This window comes from Pseudonocardia sp. P-1 (assembly GCF_058111925.1).
In genome coordinates this window covers 170,807-185,978 of record NZ_JBYJZH010000002.1, presented here as the reverse complement: position 1 = coordinate 185,978, position 15,172 = coordinate 170,807, and the positions used below count along the sequence as shown (strand labels likewise).

Sequence of the window (15,172 nt, the reverse complement as noted above, 5' to 3'; positions counted from 1 at the left end):
GCGAAGCGGCAGCGGGGCAAGGCGCCCGCTACCCATCACGGGCCGACAAGCCCACCCGCTACCGAGCACCGGCCAGCGAAGGAGTGCAGTCACGATGAACACCCAGACCGCCGAAACCACCACGATCGACGCTGCCGAGGAGATGGGCCAGGTGGCCGACCTGATTGCGGCGGGTGCGACGCGCGAGGCGCGACGCCGTACCGCGCGGCTCGCCGACACGGCGACGGTGAGCACTCGCGCGCTGCTGGGCGAGATCCTCGCCGCCCTGGAGACCCACCCGGCGGTCACCATTGCGAAGCTGCGGGACCTGTGGAAGGTCAGCGACGAGGACGGGCGCGCGCTGGTGCTGGCGTGCGTGCCGCACGCGGAGCGCCGCGCCGAGGCCGCCAAGCAGGCCGAGCGGATGGCCCAGGCGACCCGCGCGGAGCGGCGCGAGTACGCCCGCCGCCGACCGGGCGCGGTGGTCACCCGCCAGGGCAGCCCGCAGCCGCGGCGCGGCCAGCGCGCCACCGACAACGACACCGCGTCGCGGCGCTACTTTGACGAGCAGGTCGACCCGGCCGAGGTCACCGACGAGCAGTCGGATTACCAGCAGCTCGACTACGACCGCGCCGCCGTGCCGCCCATGCGGGGGCTGCCGTGCGTGGCCGCACCGTGCGGGGTCGAGCGGTCGACCCGTGACCAGCAGCGCAGCCACGACGACGGGTTGTGCGAGGACTGCCGCGACAGCGGCACGGCCGGACTGGCGATCCTGCCCGCCACCGCGACCCGGGCCGAGGTCCTGATCGCGCGCTGCGAGTACATCGCCGCCACGTCGGCGACCCCGGTCGAGCGCAACGCCCGGCTCAACCGCGACTGGCGGTGCCTGCGCACCGAGGACAAGTTCACCGTGTCCGACTGGCACGCCCGCCAGCCCGCCTGACCCGCACCACCGAGAAAGGGGCCCCTTTGGCGTGTGCCCGGCCGACGCGGAACGAGCCCCCCGGGCCGGTCGGTCGGCGGCACGCTGTCGCCGCACCACGGGTCCGCCGGCGGAGCGGATTCCGCGGCCGCCGGCGGATCCGCGAGGCGCTCAGGGCCGCGCCGGGCCGAGCGTTCGGCGGACCCGCCTGGCGGCGGCACAGCCCCGTCCGCGTGGCCACCGAGTCGGCGGGCCGGCGTACGGCGGCAACGGCCTATGCGAGGGTCTGGTCGGCGGCGTCCGCTGTCGGGGCCTGTTGGGCTGTGTCGTTGGCGGCGCGCGCCTGCGGCGCGGCCGCTGTGGCGGCAGCCCCGGCCGGGGGCCGTGCCTGCCGCAGGAGGGTCCGCACCCGCTTGACCGCGAGACCGAACATCGCGGCCAGGTCGTCGACCTTGCGGCCGGAGCGGTTGAGCTCGGCGAGGATCTCGCGCTGCCGCTGCTCGATCTCACCGAGCCGGGCATCGGCGTCGTCGCTCACGCGCCGACTCTGCGCCTCGAGGTCGGCCAGCGCGGCGTCCCGCTCGGCAACGACCTGGGCCGCCTCGGCGTCCGCACGCGCGTAGCGCTCGAACGCCTCGTCCTCACGCCGCCGGCGTTCGGCCTCCTCGGCATCGAGCCGATCCCGGGCCGCCGCCAGCTCGGCCACTCGGTCCCGAACCTGCCGGTCCGTCTTCGTCCTGCCCTTGCCTGCCAACGTGCCCCACCTCTGCGGTTCCTCTGACCCTCACGAGCCTGTTCTGGGCCACTCAGTGCTGACCCCGAAGGCGCTCGCAGGGTCACCAGTCGGTGCCCCTGCAGCGTCGAGAACGGTCACCAGTTCCTTGCCGTTCCCGTCCACTGTGGAACGACGGCTGAACGGCAGTCCGGCCGGCGCCACGCAAAATGACACTGCTTGTAGGTGTTCGGTCGGCCAGCTACCCGCTCCTGCATGGGAACCGCGGGGTGCGTTCGATCTGCAGAAGGTGGTGGGGGCGATCCGTGCTGGGGACGTTGCGCACCTCCATCGGAGATGTTTCGAGCCCGCCCTCGTGAGCGGTGGCGCCGGACGTCGGGGCAACAGCACGGCGGTGGGCAGCAGGGCCGAGGGTGCAAAGCAGGAGCAAGCTTATCGGGGGGCGGCATCCTCGTGGGCAGGTCCGGCGGGGGTTAGCACGCGGTCGAGCAGGTCGGTGACCGGGTGGGGGGCCGACCGGTACAGGACGGTGTGCCCGTCACGCGCGGTGCGCACCATGTCGTGCACGCGCAGCAGGCGGAGCGAGTGGGACACCGTGGTGGCCTTGAGCCCGCTCGCCGCGGCGAGATCCGAGACCGAGATCGGACCGTCGCGGGCGATCAGGACGAGCAGCATGAGACGGCTGGGATCGCCGAGCACGGCGAACCAGGCCGCCCAGCCGACGACCTGTCGGGGATGGCTCACCCGGCGCACTCCTCGTTCGCGGCGCATTCCTCGTTCGCGGAAGCGGCGTTCCCCGTCGCGGCGGCCAGGCCGACACGACGGGGGAACGAGCCCTGGACTATCCAGCGGCGGCATCGACTGTGCTGCTGGAGCGCCGCCGCGACCGGCCATCGATCAACGCACCGAACACGAGCCCGACTACGGTCCACAGCACGAGCTGACCGCCGATCGCCGCCACCCGGAAGTCGTAGAACACGGTGGCCGGGAAGTCGGTCGGGGTCTCGGCGACCGTCGGCAGGAGGAACCCGACGATCCCCACCGCGCCAAGATAGGCAGCGGCCGCGACCAGGGTGGCGTTCCATGAACCCATCCGCACGGCGAGGCTGCGGCCCAGCATCACCGCACCGACGGCGAGCAGCACCGACGCGATGATCAGCACCAGGAAGGGTCCGGCGCGCTGCCCGACCGTGGTGTCGAGCGTCGAGGCGGGCGGGTTGGCCGGGTACTTGATGAACGGGACGAGAGCCACGGCGACGAACCCGATCCCCGCGATCACCGCCGCGGTCGCCCGCGCGCTGAGCCGTCCGACTCGCCCGACCACCGAGGCGTACACCAGCGACAGGATGCCACCGACCACCACGCCGTAGATCAGTGCGGCGGTGGCCAGCCCGAGGGTGGCTTGGATCCCGCGGCTGACCAGCGGCTCCTCGGTGGAGGCCTCGCCCGCCGCGGTGGCGACCTGGTCCTCGTAGCCGATGGCCGCCTCGACGGGAGGTTCCCCGAACAGATAGGCGAACAGGAAGTAGGCCAGACCGGCGACCAGCCCGGCGATCATGCCCCGGATCAGCAGGGTCCTCACCATGATGGGTGTCCTGGCCGTCAGTGGCAGGGGAAGCCGAGGAGGTGGCGCCCGTCGTGCACGAACTCGTGCAGCATGCTGCCCGAGATCAGCGACGTGGCGCCCTGGTCCAGGCCCACCAGATACAGCAGCGAGAGCAGGATGACCCCGGCGAACACCGCCCACGGGAGGAGCTGGTTCAGGGGGATGGTCACCGGGGTGGACGCGGGCAGTGCCGCCGCCTGAGCCATGATCGGATCTCCTTGTCGGGGAGGCTGCCGTCCACGCACTTCCGGGACGGCGCCTTCTCTCATCTGAACAGATATTCAGATGAGAAGTGTGGGTGCGGGCCGGATCGGTGTCAAGGGCCGTCAGGACGCTTCGGAGGGGTTGATGAGCAGCAGGATCACACTGGTGTCCCATTCGTCGACTTCGGCCACCAACTCCGCCGCGTTCGCCTCGGACGAGCCGCTCGACGCCCGGGGGGCGGGCTGGGTCGAGCAGGCCCGCGGGCGGCTGCCCCGGGCGGTCCGGGTCCTGACCTCGCCGGCGCCGGCGTGCTGCCAGACCGCCGATGGGCTGGGGTTCTCGGCCGTGATCGAACCGGCGCTGGCCGACTGGGACCTCGGACGGTGGCGGGGCCGGACGCTTGACGAGGTCGCTGCTGCGGAGCCGCACGCCGTGACGGCGTGGTTGTCTGAGCCCGACGCGGCGCCGCACGGCGGCGAGTCGCGCGTGCAGCTGCTGGCCCGCGTGGCCGACTGGCTCGACACGGTGCCCGACGATGGTCACACGGTGGCGGTCACCCATTCGGCTGTCGTGCGGTCTGCGGTGCTCGTCGCGATCGGCGCCCCGCTCTCGGCGTTCTGGCGCATCGACATCGCCCCCCTGACCGCCACCCAGCTTCGGGGATCGCCTGGTCGGTGGACACTGCGATCCACCGCCGCGCCACTCGTCTCGCGACAGGACTAGACCGATTTGCGGGGCCGGGCCGGCCTGTTGCTCGAACCGCTCGTGGTGGTCAGTGGCCCGGGCGCGGGCTGCCCGGGCTGGGGGTGGTGCTGTAGCGCTCCTCGATCCGGCCGAACTTCCAGATCGCCAACGCGACGAGCCAGGTGATCACGAACAGGGCGACGACGGTGTAGCCGACGTAGTTCAGGTCGAGGGTGCCGATGGCGGCCAGTGGGCCGGTGTCGATGCCGAGCTTCTCCGTGAGCAGCCCGATCAGCACGATGACCCCGACGACCAGTGCGACGACGACGGAGAGCACGGTGACGGTCAGGTTGTAGAAGACCTTCCGGACGGGTTTGAGGAATGCCCAGCCGTAGGCGCGGGCCATGAAGATGCCGTCGGCGGTGTCGAACAGGCTCATCCCGGCGGCGAAGAGCACCGGCAGGACGAGGATGGCGTACCAGGGCAGGGTGAGCGCGGCGGAGCCGGCGGCGAGCACGAGCAGGGCGACCTGGGTGGCGGTGTCGAAGCCCAGTCCCATGAGCAGTCCGACCGGGTACATGTGCCAGGGCTTGCTCACCCGGCGCATCACCCGGCCGAGCAGCCGGGCCAGGAAGCCGCGGTTGTGCAGCTGGCGCTCCAGCTCGGCCTCGTCGAGCTCGCCGGTGCGCATCTGGCGGAACACCCGGGCGATGCCGATCACGGCGAACAGGTTCATCAGCCCGATCAGGATCAGGAACACCCCGGCCACGATGGTGCCGATCAGCCCGAGGGTCTGCTGGAGCTGGGAGTTCTCGTCCTGGACCGGGCCGACGAGCACGCTGACCCCCAGCGCCAGTAGCAGCGAGAGCCCGAACACCACGCTGGAGTGGCCCAGGGAGAACCAGAAGCCCACCCCAAGGCCGGGCTTGCCCTCGCCGACCAGCTTGCGGGTGGTGTTGTCGATCGCGGCGATGTGGTCGGCGTCGAAGGCGTGGCGCACCCCGAGCAGGAACGCAGTGAACCCCAGTCCGACTCCGAACACCCCGGTGCTGCCCAGTGCCAGGTTCTGCGGGGCGATCACCAGGACCAGCACCCCCCAGCCCACGACGTTGAGCAGCAGGACGAACCCGACCATGCCAAGGATGGACAATTTGTCGGCCCGGTCCCACCGGGCGGCGGCGCGTGTAGTGGCCACGGGGGGCGAGAGCACGTCACTCATGCGGGTAACTATCCGACACAAACTGGTCGTTGCATAGATGCGGCGATAAGCCGCGTGACGCGGTGTTCCGCAACCTTGGTTGTGGGACACCACCGCCCGCCCCGCTCCCCCGCCAGCAACGGCGCTGGTCGCGCCGTCCCGAATGTCAGGTCCGCCGCCGCGTGTCGCGGCGCAGCTACGAGGCTGATCATCGGTACGGTCCGGGTGTGGATCTGGGCTATGCGCGGGTCTCGACCGCGAAGCAGGACCTCGACCGGCAGCTGCACGCGCTCGCCGAGGTCGGGATCGCGCCCGAGCGGACGTTCGTGGACAAGAAGTCCGGCTCGACCACCGACCGGCCCGGGCTGCGCGCGCTGCTCGGGTACGCCCGCGACGGCGACGTGATCGTGGTGCACACCCTCGACCGGCTCGGCCGCACCGTCCGCGACACCCTGAACATGATCCACGAGCTGACCGAGCGCGGGGTCGGGGTGCGCAACCTGGCCGACCCGATCTTGGTGGACTCCTCCCGCCCGGAGGACCCGATGGCGCAGCTGGCGGTGGTGTTGTTGGCGTTGTTCGGGCAGATGGAACGCACCTACATGCTGGAGCGGGCTGCGCACGCCCGCGCGGTCGCCACGGCGAAGGGGCGCCGGACCGGGCGGCCGTCGGTGGTGGACCCGCACAAGCTGAACTACGCGGTGCACCTGCGCGAGGCCGGGGACACGATCGCGGAGATCGTGGCCAAGACCGGGATCGCGCGCACCACGCTGTATCGGCACCTGCCACCGCGGCCGGCGACGTCGCTGACCGCGGCGGGCACTCCCGGCGCGCCGGAGCGGGAGGAGTAGCCGCCTATGTCCGCGGTCGCGCGCCGAGGCTCTCCCACGGGTGGAGGGTGTCCCGGGTGCGGAGCGCGGTCGAGCAGCGTCGAGTCCGCGGCGCGGTTGCGCGCCGAGCTGGCGGTGCGCTGGCTGGTACGCGAGGCCGGCGAGCTGGTGGTCCGCGGGTTCTGCCGCGGCTGCGTCCCGTCCGGACCGGTCAGCGAGGTGGTGTGTGCGTACTGCGGGGACGGGCCGCTGCTGGCCGGGGCGCTCGCCGACGCCGACCCCACGGCCGACCCCGCGGTAGGGGGGTGGTTGGTCGCGCAGGGCTGGGCGTTGGACCCGGTGATGACGTGCCCGCCGTGCCGGCAGGTGTTCGGTCGGGCGAGGTCGTCGTGACGACGCACGTCGACGCGCAGGTGAAGGCGCTGTTGGTGGCGCGGCTGCGGGAACAGCGCGCGGCGGGTGCGTTGACCAGCGCCGAGGTTCGGCGGGCCGCGGCCGGGGTGGGGGTGGCCGAGCGCACCGTGTGGGGGTGGCTGGCCACAGATCCGGCCGGGCTGGAGCGGCGGCCGCGGGCTCGTTACGTGGTCACCGAGGCCGACCGGGACGCCTACGCCCAGTGGCACGGCAACGTGGCCGCGGTGCATCGGGATCTGCATGCCGGCCGGGCGGGGGCGCCGTCGCTGCGTCGCCTGCAGGAGGCCTTCACCCGGGACCTGACCCCGGCCGAGCGGGCTGCGGTGGTGGACGGGGTCGAGGGCCGGCGGCGGCATGAGGTGTACCTGCGGTGGGCGCCGAATCGGCGCAACGCGTTGTGGGAGGGCGACCACACCGAGCTGCCGGTGCAGGTGCTCGCCCCGCGGGCGCAGCGGCCGCGGAAGCCGTGGGCGACGCTGTTCATCGACGGCTTCTCACGGCTGATCATGGGGTGGGCGTTGTCGCTGTACCCGACCTCGGCGGTGGTACTCGCGGCGCTGCGGCAAGGCATGGTCCTCGACGCGGCGCGGGGCCCGTTCGGTGGGCTGCCGGAGGCGCTGCGCCCGGACCGCGGGCTGGAGTTCATGGCGACCGCGATGGCGCGCTCGTGCGCCGCGCTGGGGATCGACCTGTTGCCCACTCCGCCCTACACGCCGCACCGCAAGGGCAAGGTCGAGCGGGTCAACCGGACCCTGGACCAGGAGTTCCTGTCCGGGTTGCCGTTCTACACCCACGGCCCGCGGGGCGCGGACGGGCGGTTGTTCGGGCCGGACGCCGACCCGATGAGCCTGGAGCTGTTCAGCCATCACTTCGCCGACTGGATCACCGAGTACAACCTGCGGCGGGTGCACAGCGAGCTGGCCGGGCAGACCCCGCTCGGGCGCTGGCAGGAGGACGCGACCCCGCTGCGTGAGGTGCCCGGCGAGCAGCTGCGGTGGATGTTGATGGCCGACGTCGAGCGGACGATCAACAAGGACGGGGTGCACTTCGAGCGGGTGCGGTTCATCGCCCCGGAGCTCAACGGGCTGGTCGGCGAACGGGTCGGGGTCCGCTACACCCCGCACGACCTGCGGCAGATCGAGATCTTCCGCGGCGACACCTGGTTGTGCACCGCCTACCCGCAGGACGAGCTGACCGCCGAGCAGCGGGCCGCGGTGCTGGCCCGGCGCCACGCCGACGCCGCCGAGCTGGGCCGCCGGCAACGCCGCGCGAGCCGGCGCGCTCGGGCCCGGCTGGCCCCGCTGACCGCACCCGGACCGGGCGAGGACACCACGGTGGTCACCGCCGAGCAGGACCGCCAGGAACAGCGCGAGCGCCACCATCGCCGCGACGACGACGGGCGGGAGATGCGCCGGCTGGGCCGTACCGACCTGCTGGGCCTGCACCGTGACTTCGAGTACTGGAACCCGCCGCGTGACCCGACGCCGGCGGCAGCACCCGAGGCAGGGCCGGCGGCAGCACCGGAGGCCGGGCCGGCGCGCGGCGCAGCCGACAAGCCCGGCGAGGACAAGGCCGGGGCCGACCTCGGGGGCACGGTGGAGGACGGGAAGGGGTAGGGATGGTGCGGCATTTCCTGGATGTCGAGGGCGCGGCCACGCTGCCCACCGACTCGTTGCTGATGGTCGAGCGGGCGGTGACCGACCTGCTCGCCGTGCAGGCGATGGGCACGGTGCACGGCCCGGCCGGGCTGGGCAAGACCTACGCGGTCGAGCAGGCCCTGACCCGCGCGGTGGTCGACGGGCGGGCCGGGCGGGCGCCGTGCTGGGTGAAGTTCCCCAGCCGCCCCACGATGCGCCTGGTCGCGGCCGACCTGCTCGCCGAACTCACCAGGGTGCCGACCGGGCGCGGGAACCGGTTCGTGCTCACCGAGCAGCTGGTCGAGGAACTGGCCCCACCGCCGGGCGGCGGCGGGCACGTGGTGGTGGTCGACGAGGCGCAGAGCCTGAACACCGAGTGCATCGAGTACCTGCGCTACCTGCACGACCACCGCGCGACGCGGTTCGCGTTGCTGCTGGTCGGCGGGGACGGCACCTGGAAGGTGCTGTCGCGGGAACCGATGCTGCGCTCGCGGATCTACCGCCGGGTCAGCGTGGAACCGCTCACCCCGGCCGAGGTGGTTCGGTTCATCCCGACCTATCACGCGCTCTACGACGGTGTCGACGCCGAGCTGCTCCTGCTGGTCGATGACCACTTCGCGCACGGCAACCTGCGGCACTGGGCAGCGTTCACCCGGACCGCGGCCGCGCTGTGCGCGACCACCGGCGCCGACCGGGTCGATGAGACCGTGGCCCGCAACGCGTTCACCCTGCACGGCGGCGGCGTGAGCGCGTGACCGGCTCCGCCCCGGCGCCCAGCGGCCGCGTGGGCGCGGCGCCGGCGTCGTCGGCCGGGGCGGGGCTGCGGTGGGTGCACGATCCCGATGACGACCACGCCTGCCTGCGGCAGCTGACCGCGATGCACGATCTGGCCGGCGGTCGGGCGGTGTGTCATCCCACGCCGGGCGCGACCTGGCCGGTGCTGATCCGGGACCTGCTCGAGGCCCTGGGCAAGCCGCGCGACGCGCTCGCCCGGGAACGGCGCCTGCGCGATGGCGCGCGCCTGGTGCAGGTCTGGATGTGCGCCGAGCGCGTCGAGCACCTGGTGGTGCTGCGTGCGCACCTGCTGCGGCCGCCGCTGCTCGACCGGTTCGCCGAGCTGGCCGCCGCGACCGGCACCACGATCTGGCTGGTCTGGCACCACAGCGACCCACCCGGGCCGGGCCGGATCGGTGAGATCTGGTCCTGGCCCGCGGCGGTCGACACGCTCCGGCGTGGCCGCGCCCGACCGGTGTCATCGGAGCAGGTCCGGCTGCGGTCGGTGGACGCGATCCACCGCGAGGCGGTCACCGAGGCCCGGCGCGAGGCCCGGCTGTGGCGGGTCGCCCCGCCCCGGCAGCGCCGCTACACCCAGCCCGGGTGCGAGCTCGGGGCGCTGCTGCAGCGGCTGAGCATCGACGCCGCCACCTGGGCCGAGCTGGACCTGCTCCTAGACGCCGCGCGCGCCGGGTTCGCCATCGAGGGGCTCACCCTCGTGCTGCCCGACGCGCAACATCTCCGGGAGCTGATCGGTCCACGCCTACCGGCACCGGTCGTGACCCGGCTGCGCCGGATCGTGTGCCCGACCAGCGCCGTCGCGCTGCTGCTTACGTGGGCCACCGACGCCCGACCCGGCCGCATCGCAGGGTGCATGCAGCGCAGCGTCAGCCCCGACGGCGGGCACGTCGACCTGTTGCCGGGCCGCTACCGCATCCCCGGATCGGTCCAGGTCATCCTGCGGGCCGCCCTGATCGAGCACCGCATGCGCGGGCTCCCGCCCTACACGTTCCTGACGCGTACGGACGACACGTCGTACTGCGCGCAGGCCATGGCCAACCTCATCACTCGCGTTGCCGGGCGCGCCGAGGTGGCTCTGCCTCCCTCGTTCGAGCGCAGCGACTTCGGTCCCGAACGGCCCTTCGTCGCCGAACTGGTCAACACCGGACGGGTCCGGCTCGAAGGAGCCCCGCCCCGACCGCGTCTCCAGCCCGACCACGGCTCGCTACCTCGTCGCCGCCGCTGGAGACCCTGAGCTGCCCGGGGACTCTCGTCGCCGACTGCTCACCGGCGCCCCCGCTCCCGACGTGAGTCACTGAACTTTTCGCCGCGCCTACTGCAACTTTGCCCGCGCATCCCACTGCACTTTTCGCCGCGCTCCACACTTGTTCTGCTCATGATCCTATGTCCTCCCCTTACTTGCTTCAAGGTCTCACACCTATGCATCAAATGATCTTGCCGGATGCGGTGCTGGTCGCGTAGCGTTCTCGCCATGGGCGTCGTGCGGGTCACTGCGATGGCGCCCGGGTCTGTCGAGTACCTGCTCCACGGGTGCGATTCGCGCCCCGAACAGGGCCACGAGCACGGTTCGGAACAGGGTGTCGAGAACGCCGGGGATGGCTTTCAGCGGATCCCCGGGGCGGCCGAGTATCTGACCTCTGCGGCCGAGCGCGGCGAGCCCGACGGCGTCTGGTTCGGTGCCGGTTTCGAGGCTCTCGGACTGCCGTTCGAGGCCGGCGACACGGCTGCAGCGGATGACGTTCGGGCGGTGTTCGGGCAGCTGCGCTACCCCGACCACGTGCTCGCCGGGTCGACCGAGAAGACGCCGGTCTTCCTCGGCTCGAAGCCGCGGAAGTTCCGCACAGCAGCCCAGATCGTGGCCGACGCACTCAAGGAAGAACCGAACGCGTCGGCGGAGCGGCGCTTCGAGATCGAGACGTCGGCCAACCGCAACACCCGTACTCCGACGGCCTACTACGACGTGACGTTCTCACCGGTGAAGTCGGTGTCGATGTACTACACGGCACTGCTCGCCGCCGGCGACAACGCGGGCGCGGAGACGGTCCGCTGGGCGCATGACGAGGCGGTGCGGATCGCTCTGTCGGCGGTGCAGTCCGACGTGGCGTATGTCCGCTCGGGCCGCCACGAGGGACGGGGCCCGGCCGGGCGGACAGTGGGTCAGTGGGAGGCGGCCACGGGTCTGGCCGCCGTGGTCTACGGCCACCACACCAACCGCGACGGTGAGCCGCAGTTGCACTCGCATGCCGGGGTGCTGAACCGTGCTGCGACCGCGGATGGGCGCGTGCTGGCCCTGGATGGGCAGGCGTTCCGGCCGGTGAAGGAGGCGCTGTCGGCGGCCTACACGCGGGCATACCAGCAGCTGCTGACCGAGCAGATGGGGGTGCTGTTCCAGCAGCGTCCGGACGGGCTGGCACGGGAGATCGTCGGGTTCGACCCGGAACTGCTGGCGCAGGCGAGCACTCGCACCTTGGAGCGTGTCCGGCCGGCGGTCGCGGAGCTGGTGGAGGCCTACACAGCCCGGCACGGGCGGGCCCCGGGGCCGCGGGCGCGGCGGGCGTTGGTGGAGCAGGCGGTCAAGGGCACCCGTGAACCGAAGCGCGGACTGGCCGGCCCGGCCGCGGTCCTGGCGTGGACGACCGGCCAGCCGGGGCGGGCGGCCAGGCTCGCGGCCGCGCTGGACGCGGTCGACGAGGTGGTCATGGCCGCGGCGGCCAACGGTACCCATCCGGTGTCCGCACGTGGTGACCAGGCGCTGGCTAGGGACGGCCGGGAGGCTGCGCTGGAGGTGCTGGCTGTCATCGGCGCCGGCCGGGCGGTGTCCGGTCAGAAGACGCCTGTCGGCGAGCGCGCGGCCACACTCGCGGGGACAGTGGCCAACGCCATCGAGGGCGGCGTGGCCGATGTTCAGAGCCGGTATGCGACGTGGACGGTCGGGAACCTGACCGCGGCCATCGACGACCACCTCGGTGACCACGCGGCCGCGCTCGGGGTCGCCGCGGCCGCCCGTCCGGCGTTCATGGCCACCCTCACCGAGGCGGTGCTGGCCGCACCTGGTCAGTTCGGGATCGTGCAGGTCTCCGCGTCCGACCCGGTGCCGGTGCCGGACGAGCTGCGCCGCCTCGGCGCCGGCGGCGACGGCCGGTCGATGTTCCGCGCCCACATCGACGAGCGCTACGCGACCACCGCGGCGGTCACCGCTGAGGAGCGGCTGCTGGGCTACAGCCGGACCGACAGCCTCACCCCGCTTCCGGCCAACCGGCTCGTCGAACTCGGTGCGGTGCTCGGCGTCCAGAAGCTGTCTGCTGATCAGGCTGCCGTGGTGGCTGGGGTGTTGGGATCCGGTCGGACTGTCGACGTGCTGGTCGGGCCGGCGGGCACCGGGAAGTCGCACACCGTCGGGGCCCTGTCGGCCGTGTGGGCGGGTGAGCACGGTGGCCGGGTGCTGGGCTTGGCGACCGCGGAGATGGCCGCGCGGAACCTGGCCGAGCTCGGCCTGGAGGGGATGAACACCGCACAGTGGCGGCAGCGGTTCCTACCGGACCCGAGCACCGGTGAGGTTCGTGATCGGCTGCGCGCCGGGGATCTGGTGGTCGTCGACGAGGCCGGTATGAGTACCACCGCCGAGCTGGTCGAGATCAGTGACGCCGCTGCGGCCGCCGGGGCCAAGGTGCTGCTGGTCGGCGATCACCACCAGCTCCAGCCGGTCGGCGCGGGCGGCATGTTCGCCCACCTCGCCGCCCAGGCCGGCGTCCTCGAGCTGGACACGGTCCACCGGTTCCGCCACGCCTGGGAGGCCGAGGCGTCGCTGCAGCTGCGCGTGGGCGACGTTGCAGCGGTCGCCGCGTACGCCGACCGGGGGCGGCTGCGCACGGGCACGGTGGAGGAGATGAGCGAGCACGCCGTGCGCGGGCACATGGCCGACATGCTCGACGGCAAGGACGCTCTGCTCATCGTCGGCACCAACCGGACAGCAGCGGAGATGTCGAGGCAGGTTCACGAGACCCTCGTCGACCTCGGACGCGTATCCCCCGACGTTCTGGCGACAGTGAGCCGCGGGGGTGTCGAGAACAAGATAGGGGTCGGGGACCTGATCCAGGCGACCCGCAACGACCGGCGACTGCGCGTGGATCCCGCTCCGGACGGCACCGTTGGCGAGGTCCTGAACAAGGAGCGCTACACCGTCATCGGCCTCAGCCGCGACGGCGCGATCCTCGCGCGAGACCAGCGCGGCGCGGTCGCGCATCTGACCCCCGAGTACGTCGAGAAGCACGTCATCCTCGGCTACGCCGTCACCGCCTATGCGGCCCAAGGCGTGACCGTCGATGTCGGGCGAGGGTTGCTCGACCGTGACGCGACCCGTGAGTCGGTGTATGTGCCGATCAGCCGCGGGCGGGAGAACAACCTGCTCTACATGGTCACCGAGCAGGCCCCGGACGGGCACGACCAGCGGCGCATCGAGGACACCCCCGTCCAGCGGCTCACCGACATCCTCGCCCGCACAGAGGTCGCGGAAGCGGCGCTGACCGTGCGCGAGGTCGCCGAGCACGACACTGCCTCGTTCGAGACTCTGGGTGCCCTGATCAACCAGGTCAGCATGCGGGCCTCCGGCGGCCGCAACGCCGACATCCTCACAGAGCTGCTCACCGACGAGCAGATGGAACGCCTGCAGGACGAGGACGCCTACGGACGCATGCTGGCCGCCGTCTACGGTGCTGAACTCGACGGACACGACCCGCGCGCGCTGCTCACCGAGGCCGTGCAACGCCGCGGGTTCGACGACGCCGAGTCCATCGCGAAGGTTCTGCACTGGCGCGTCGGTGAGCTCACCACCGACCGCGCACCGGAGAACGGAACTGTCGAGCCGGACCACGGCTGGACCGCGGTTGCCGACACCCTGGCCCCCGGCCCCGTCCGCGACTACCTCCACCAGCTCGGGGAACTGGCCGCCGACCGGCAGAGCGCGCTCGGAACCGAGATCGCTCTCGACCCGCCGCAGTGGGCGCTCGACCGGCTCCCGGACGTCCCTGACCAGGATGACACCGAGGCCCGCCACGCATGGGAGCACCGCGCCGGAGTGGTCGCGGCGTACCGGGAGTACCGAGGCATTCCCGAGCACCAGTCCTCGCTCGGGCAGGCGCCGCCGACCCAGCAGCCCTTCGCCTACGCGCTGTGGCGCGAGGCCACCGAAGCCCTCGACCCCGACCCGACCGCGCTGGCCTGGCAGCACAAGACCGACAGCGAGCTCTACCAGGCCCGCGAAGCCTGGGCGCTCGCGCTGTATCACGCCGATGAGTACGGGCCCCGCGCCGTCGGCGAGGACCTGGCCGCCACCCAGCGGCTGGCCACCGAGATCAACGACGACGCCGTGCTCACCGCAGCCGAAGCAGACGCCACAGCCGACGGTCCCGACCGCGACGAGCTGATCGAGGCCGCCGACCGCTACCGCGCCCTCGCCCAGACCTACACCGCCCAAGCGGCGGACATGGCCGAGGAGTACGAGGCCCGGCAGCAGTGGTGGGACGAGGTTGCCCCGCTGCGCGAGGCCGACCAGGCCGCGGCCGGAGAACTGGAACGGCGCCAGCTCCCCGCCTGGCGCGACACCCCGACCCCCGCAACAGGGGAACAACTCACCTTGCCCACCGACGTCCCGGAACCCGCCGGGGCCGCAGAGCCCGAGAGCAGCCCAGCCGCCACGCAGTCGAGTGCCGAGCATGAGGGGCCGGGCGCGGACTCGGAGTCGGGGCCGGCCCCGGACCTCGGGCACCGCGTCGACTCTCCTGCGGTCGAACCGGACGTGCAGGAGCCGCGCGGGAGCGCGACACCCGAGGCCTCCCAGGAGGAACCCTCCGTGGACAACGGTGCTGGCCACAGCGGCGAGCGCGACCCGGGCGCGGCACGCGACGCAGTCGATGGTCTACGCCGTGTGACCCGTGAGTCGCAGCTCCGAGAGCTGCACCAGCAGGCCCGTGTCCAGAACGACCAGCCCCACCAGGACCGCGACCTCGATAGTGGCTATGCCGAACGGGCCCACCGCGACCAGCTCGCCATCGAGAACGAACGCCACCAGCACCACAGTGGCCAGGCCGAGCAGATCCACGAACAGGTCCAGGAGCACGGCGCGGACTACGACCCCTACGACACCGACTACGGCTACGACGACTAATCCCGCC

13 protein-coding genes are annotated in these 15,172 nt (G+C 72.4%); 8 read left to right on the top strand and 5 right to left on the bottom strand.

Annotated elements, in window-relative coordinates; all coding sequences use genetic code 11:
• Positions 1-94 precede the first annotated feature (94 nt).
• Entirely contained in the window at positions 95-922 is an 828-nt protein-coding gene (locus AC0GKK_RS27580) for a hypothetical protein (RefSeq protein WP_489884143.1), read from the top strand.
• Positions 923-1,175: 253 nt separating this feature from the next.
• Here AC0GKK_RS27580 and AC0GKK_RS27575 read toward each other — a convergent pair whose 3' ends face one another.
• From AC0GKK_RS27575 to AC0GKK_RS27560, 4 genes are all read right to left on the bottom strand, one after another.
• A complete protein-coding gene (locus tag AC0GKK_RS27575; RefSeq protein ID WP_489884142.1) occupies positions 1,176-1,607 on the bottom strand; it encodes a translation initiation factor IF-2 in 432 nt (143 codons plus the stop codon).
• Between the two features lie 459 nt (positions 1,608-2,066).
• Positions 2,067-2,378: an ArsR/SmtB family transcription factor gene (locus AC0GKK_RS27570; protein WP_208622872.1), complete on the bottom strand. Its 312-nt coding sequence runs from the start codon at positions 2,376-2,378 to the stop codon at positions 2,067-2,069.
• Positions 2,379-2,475: 97 nt separating this feature from the next.
• Complete coding sequence (locus AC0GKK_RS27565; protein WP_100877264.1) at positions 2,476-3,219, bottom strand: CbtA family protein; 744 nt, start codon at positions 3,217-3,219, stop codon at positions 2,476-2,478.
• Positions 3,220-3,236: 17 nt separating this feature from the next.
• On the bottom strand, positions 3,237-3,446 hold the full coding sequence (locus AC0GKK_RS27560; RefSeq protein ID WP_100877263.1) for a CbtB domain-containing protein: 210 nt from the start codon (positions 3,444-3,446) through the stop codon (positions 3,237-3,239).
• 142 nt (positions 3,447-3,588) lie between these two features.
• Here AC0GKK_RS27560 and AC0GKK_RS27555 point away from each other — a divergent pair, with 142 nt between their 5' ends.
• A complete protein-coding gene (locus AC0GKK_RS27555; RefSeq protein WP_100877378.1) occupies positions 3,589-4,167 on the top strand; it encodes a histidine phosphatase family protein in 579 nt (192 codons plus the stop codon).
• Positions 4,168-4,216: 49 nt separating this feature from the next.
• Here the strand turns inward: AC0GKK_RS27555 and nicT are convergent, their stop codons facing one another.
• Positions 4,217-5,347, bottom strand: a complete 1,131-nt coding sequence (nicT, locus tag AC0GKK_RS27550) for a Nickel transporter NicT (protein WP_208622871.1) — start codon at positions 5,345-5,347, stop codon at positions 4,217-4,219.
• A 206-nt stretch (positions 5,348-5,553) separates the two neighbouring features.
• On the opposite strand from nicT, the gene AC0GKK_RS27545 reads away from it, so the two are divergent.
• The 6 genes from AC0GKK_RS27545 (at position 5,554) to mobF (ending at position 15,165) form a co-directional block, all read left to right on the top strand.
• On the top strand, positions 5,554-6,177 hold the full coding sequence (locus tag AC0GKK_RS27545) for a recombinase family protein (protein ID WP_100877261.1): 624 nt from the start codon (positions 5,554-5,556) through the stop codon (positions 6,175-6,177).
• A gap of 96 nt (positions 6,178-6,273) precedes the next feature.
• Positions 6,274-6,549 carry a hypothetical protein gene (locus AC0GKK_RS27540; RefSeq protein WP_489884141.1) on the top strand — a complete coding sequence of 92 codons (276 nt, stop codon included), beginning with the start codon at positions 6,274-6,276 and terminating at the stop codon, positions 6,547-6,549.
• Positions 6,546-8,186 (top strand): TnsB C-terminal domain-containing protein, encoded by a 1,641-nt coding sequence (locus AC0GKK_RS27535; protein ID WP_100877259.1) that lies wholly within the window; start codon positions 6,546-6,548, stop codon positions 8,184-8,186. The genes AC0GKK_RS27540 and AC0GKK_RS27535 overlap by 4 nt, the downstream gene beginning before the upstream one ends.
• 2 nt (positions 8,187-8,188) lie before the next feature.
• Positions 8,189-8,962, top strand: a complete 774-nt coding sequence (locus tag AC0GKK_RS27530) for an AAA family ATPase (protein ID WP_100877258.1) — start codon at positions 8,189-8,191, stop codon at positions 8,960-8,962.
• Positions 8,959-10,236: a hypothetical protein gene (locus AC0GKK_RS27525; protein ID WP_489884140.1), complete on the top strand. Its 1,278-nt coding sequence runs from the start codon at positions 8,959-8,961 to the stop codon at positions 10,234-10,236. The genes AC0GKK_RS27530 and AC0GKK_RS27525 overlap by 4 nt, the downstream gene beginning before the upstream one ends.
• Before the next feature lie 237 nt (positions 10,237-10,473).
• Positions 10,474-15,165, top strand: a complete 4,692-nt coding sequence (gene mobF, locus AC0GKK_RS27520; RefSeq protein ID WP_489884139.1) for a MobF family relaxase — start codon at positions 10,474-10,476, stop codon at positions 15,163-15,165.
• The last annotated feature ends 7 nt before the right edge of the window (positions 15,166-15,172 follow it).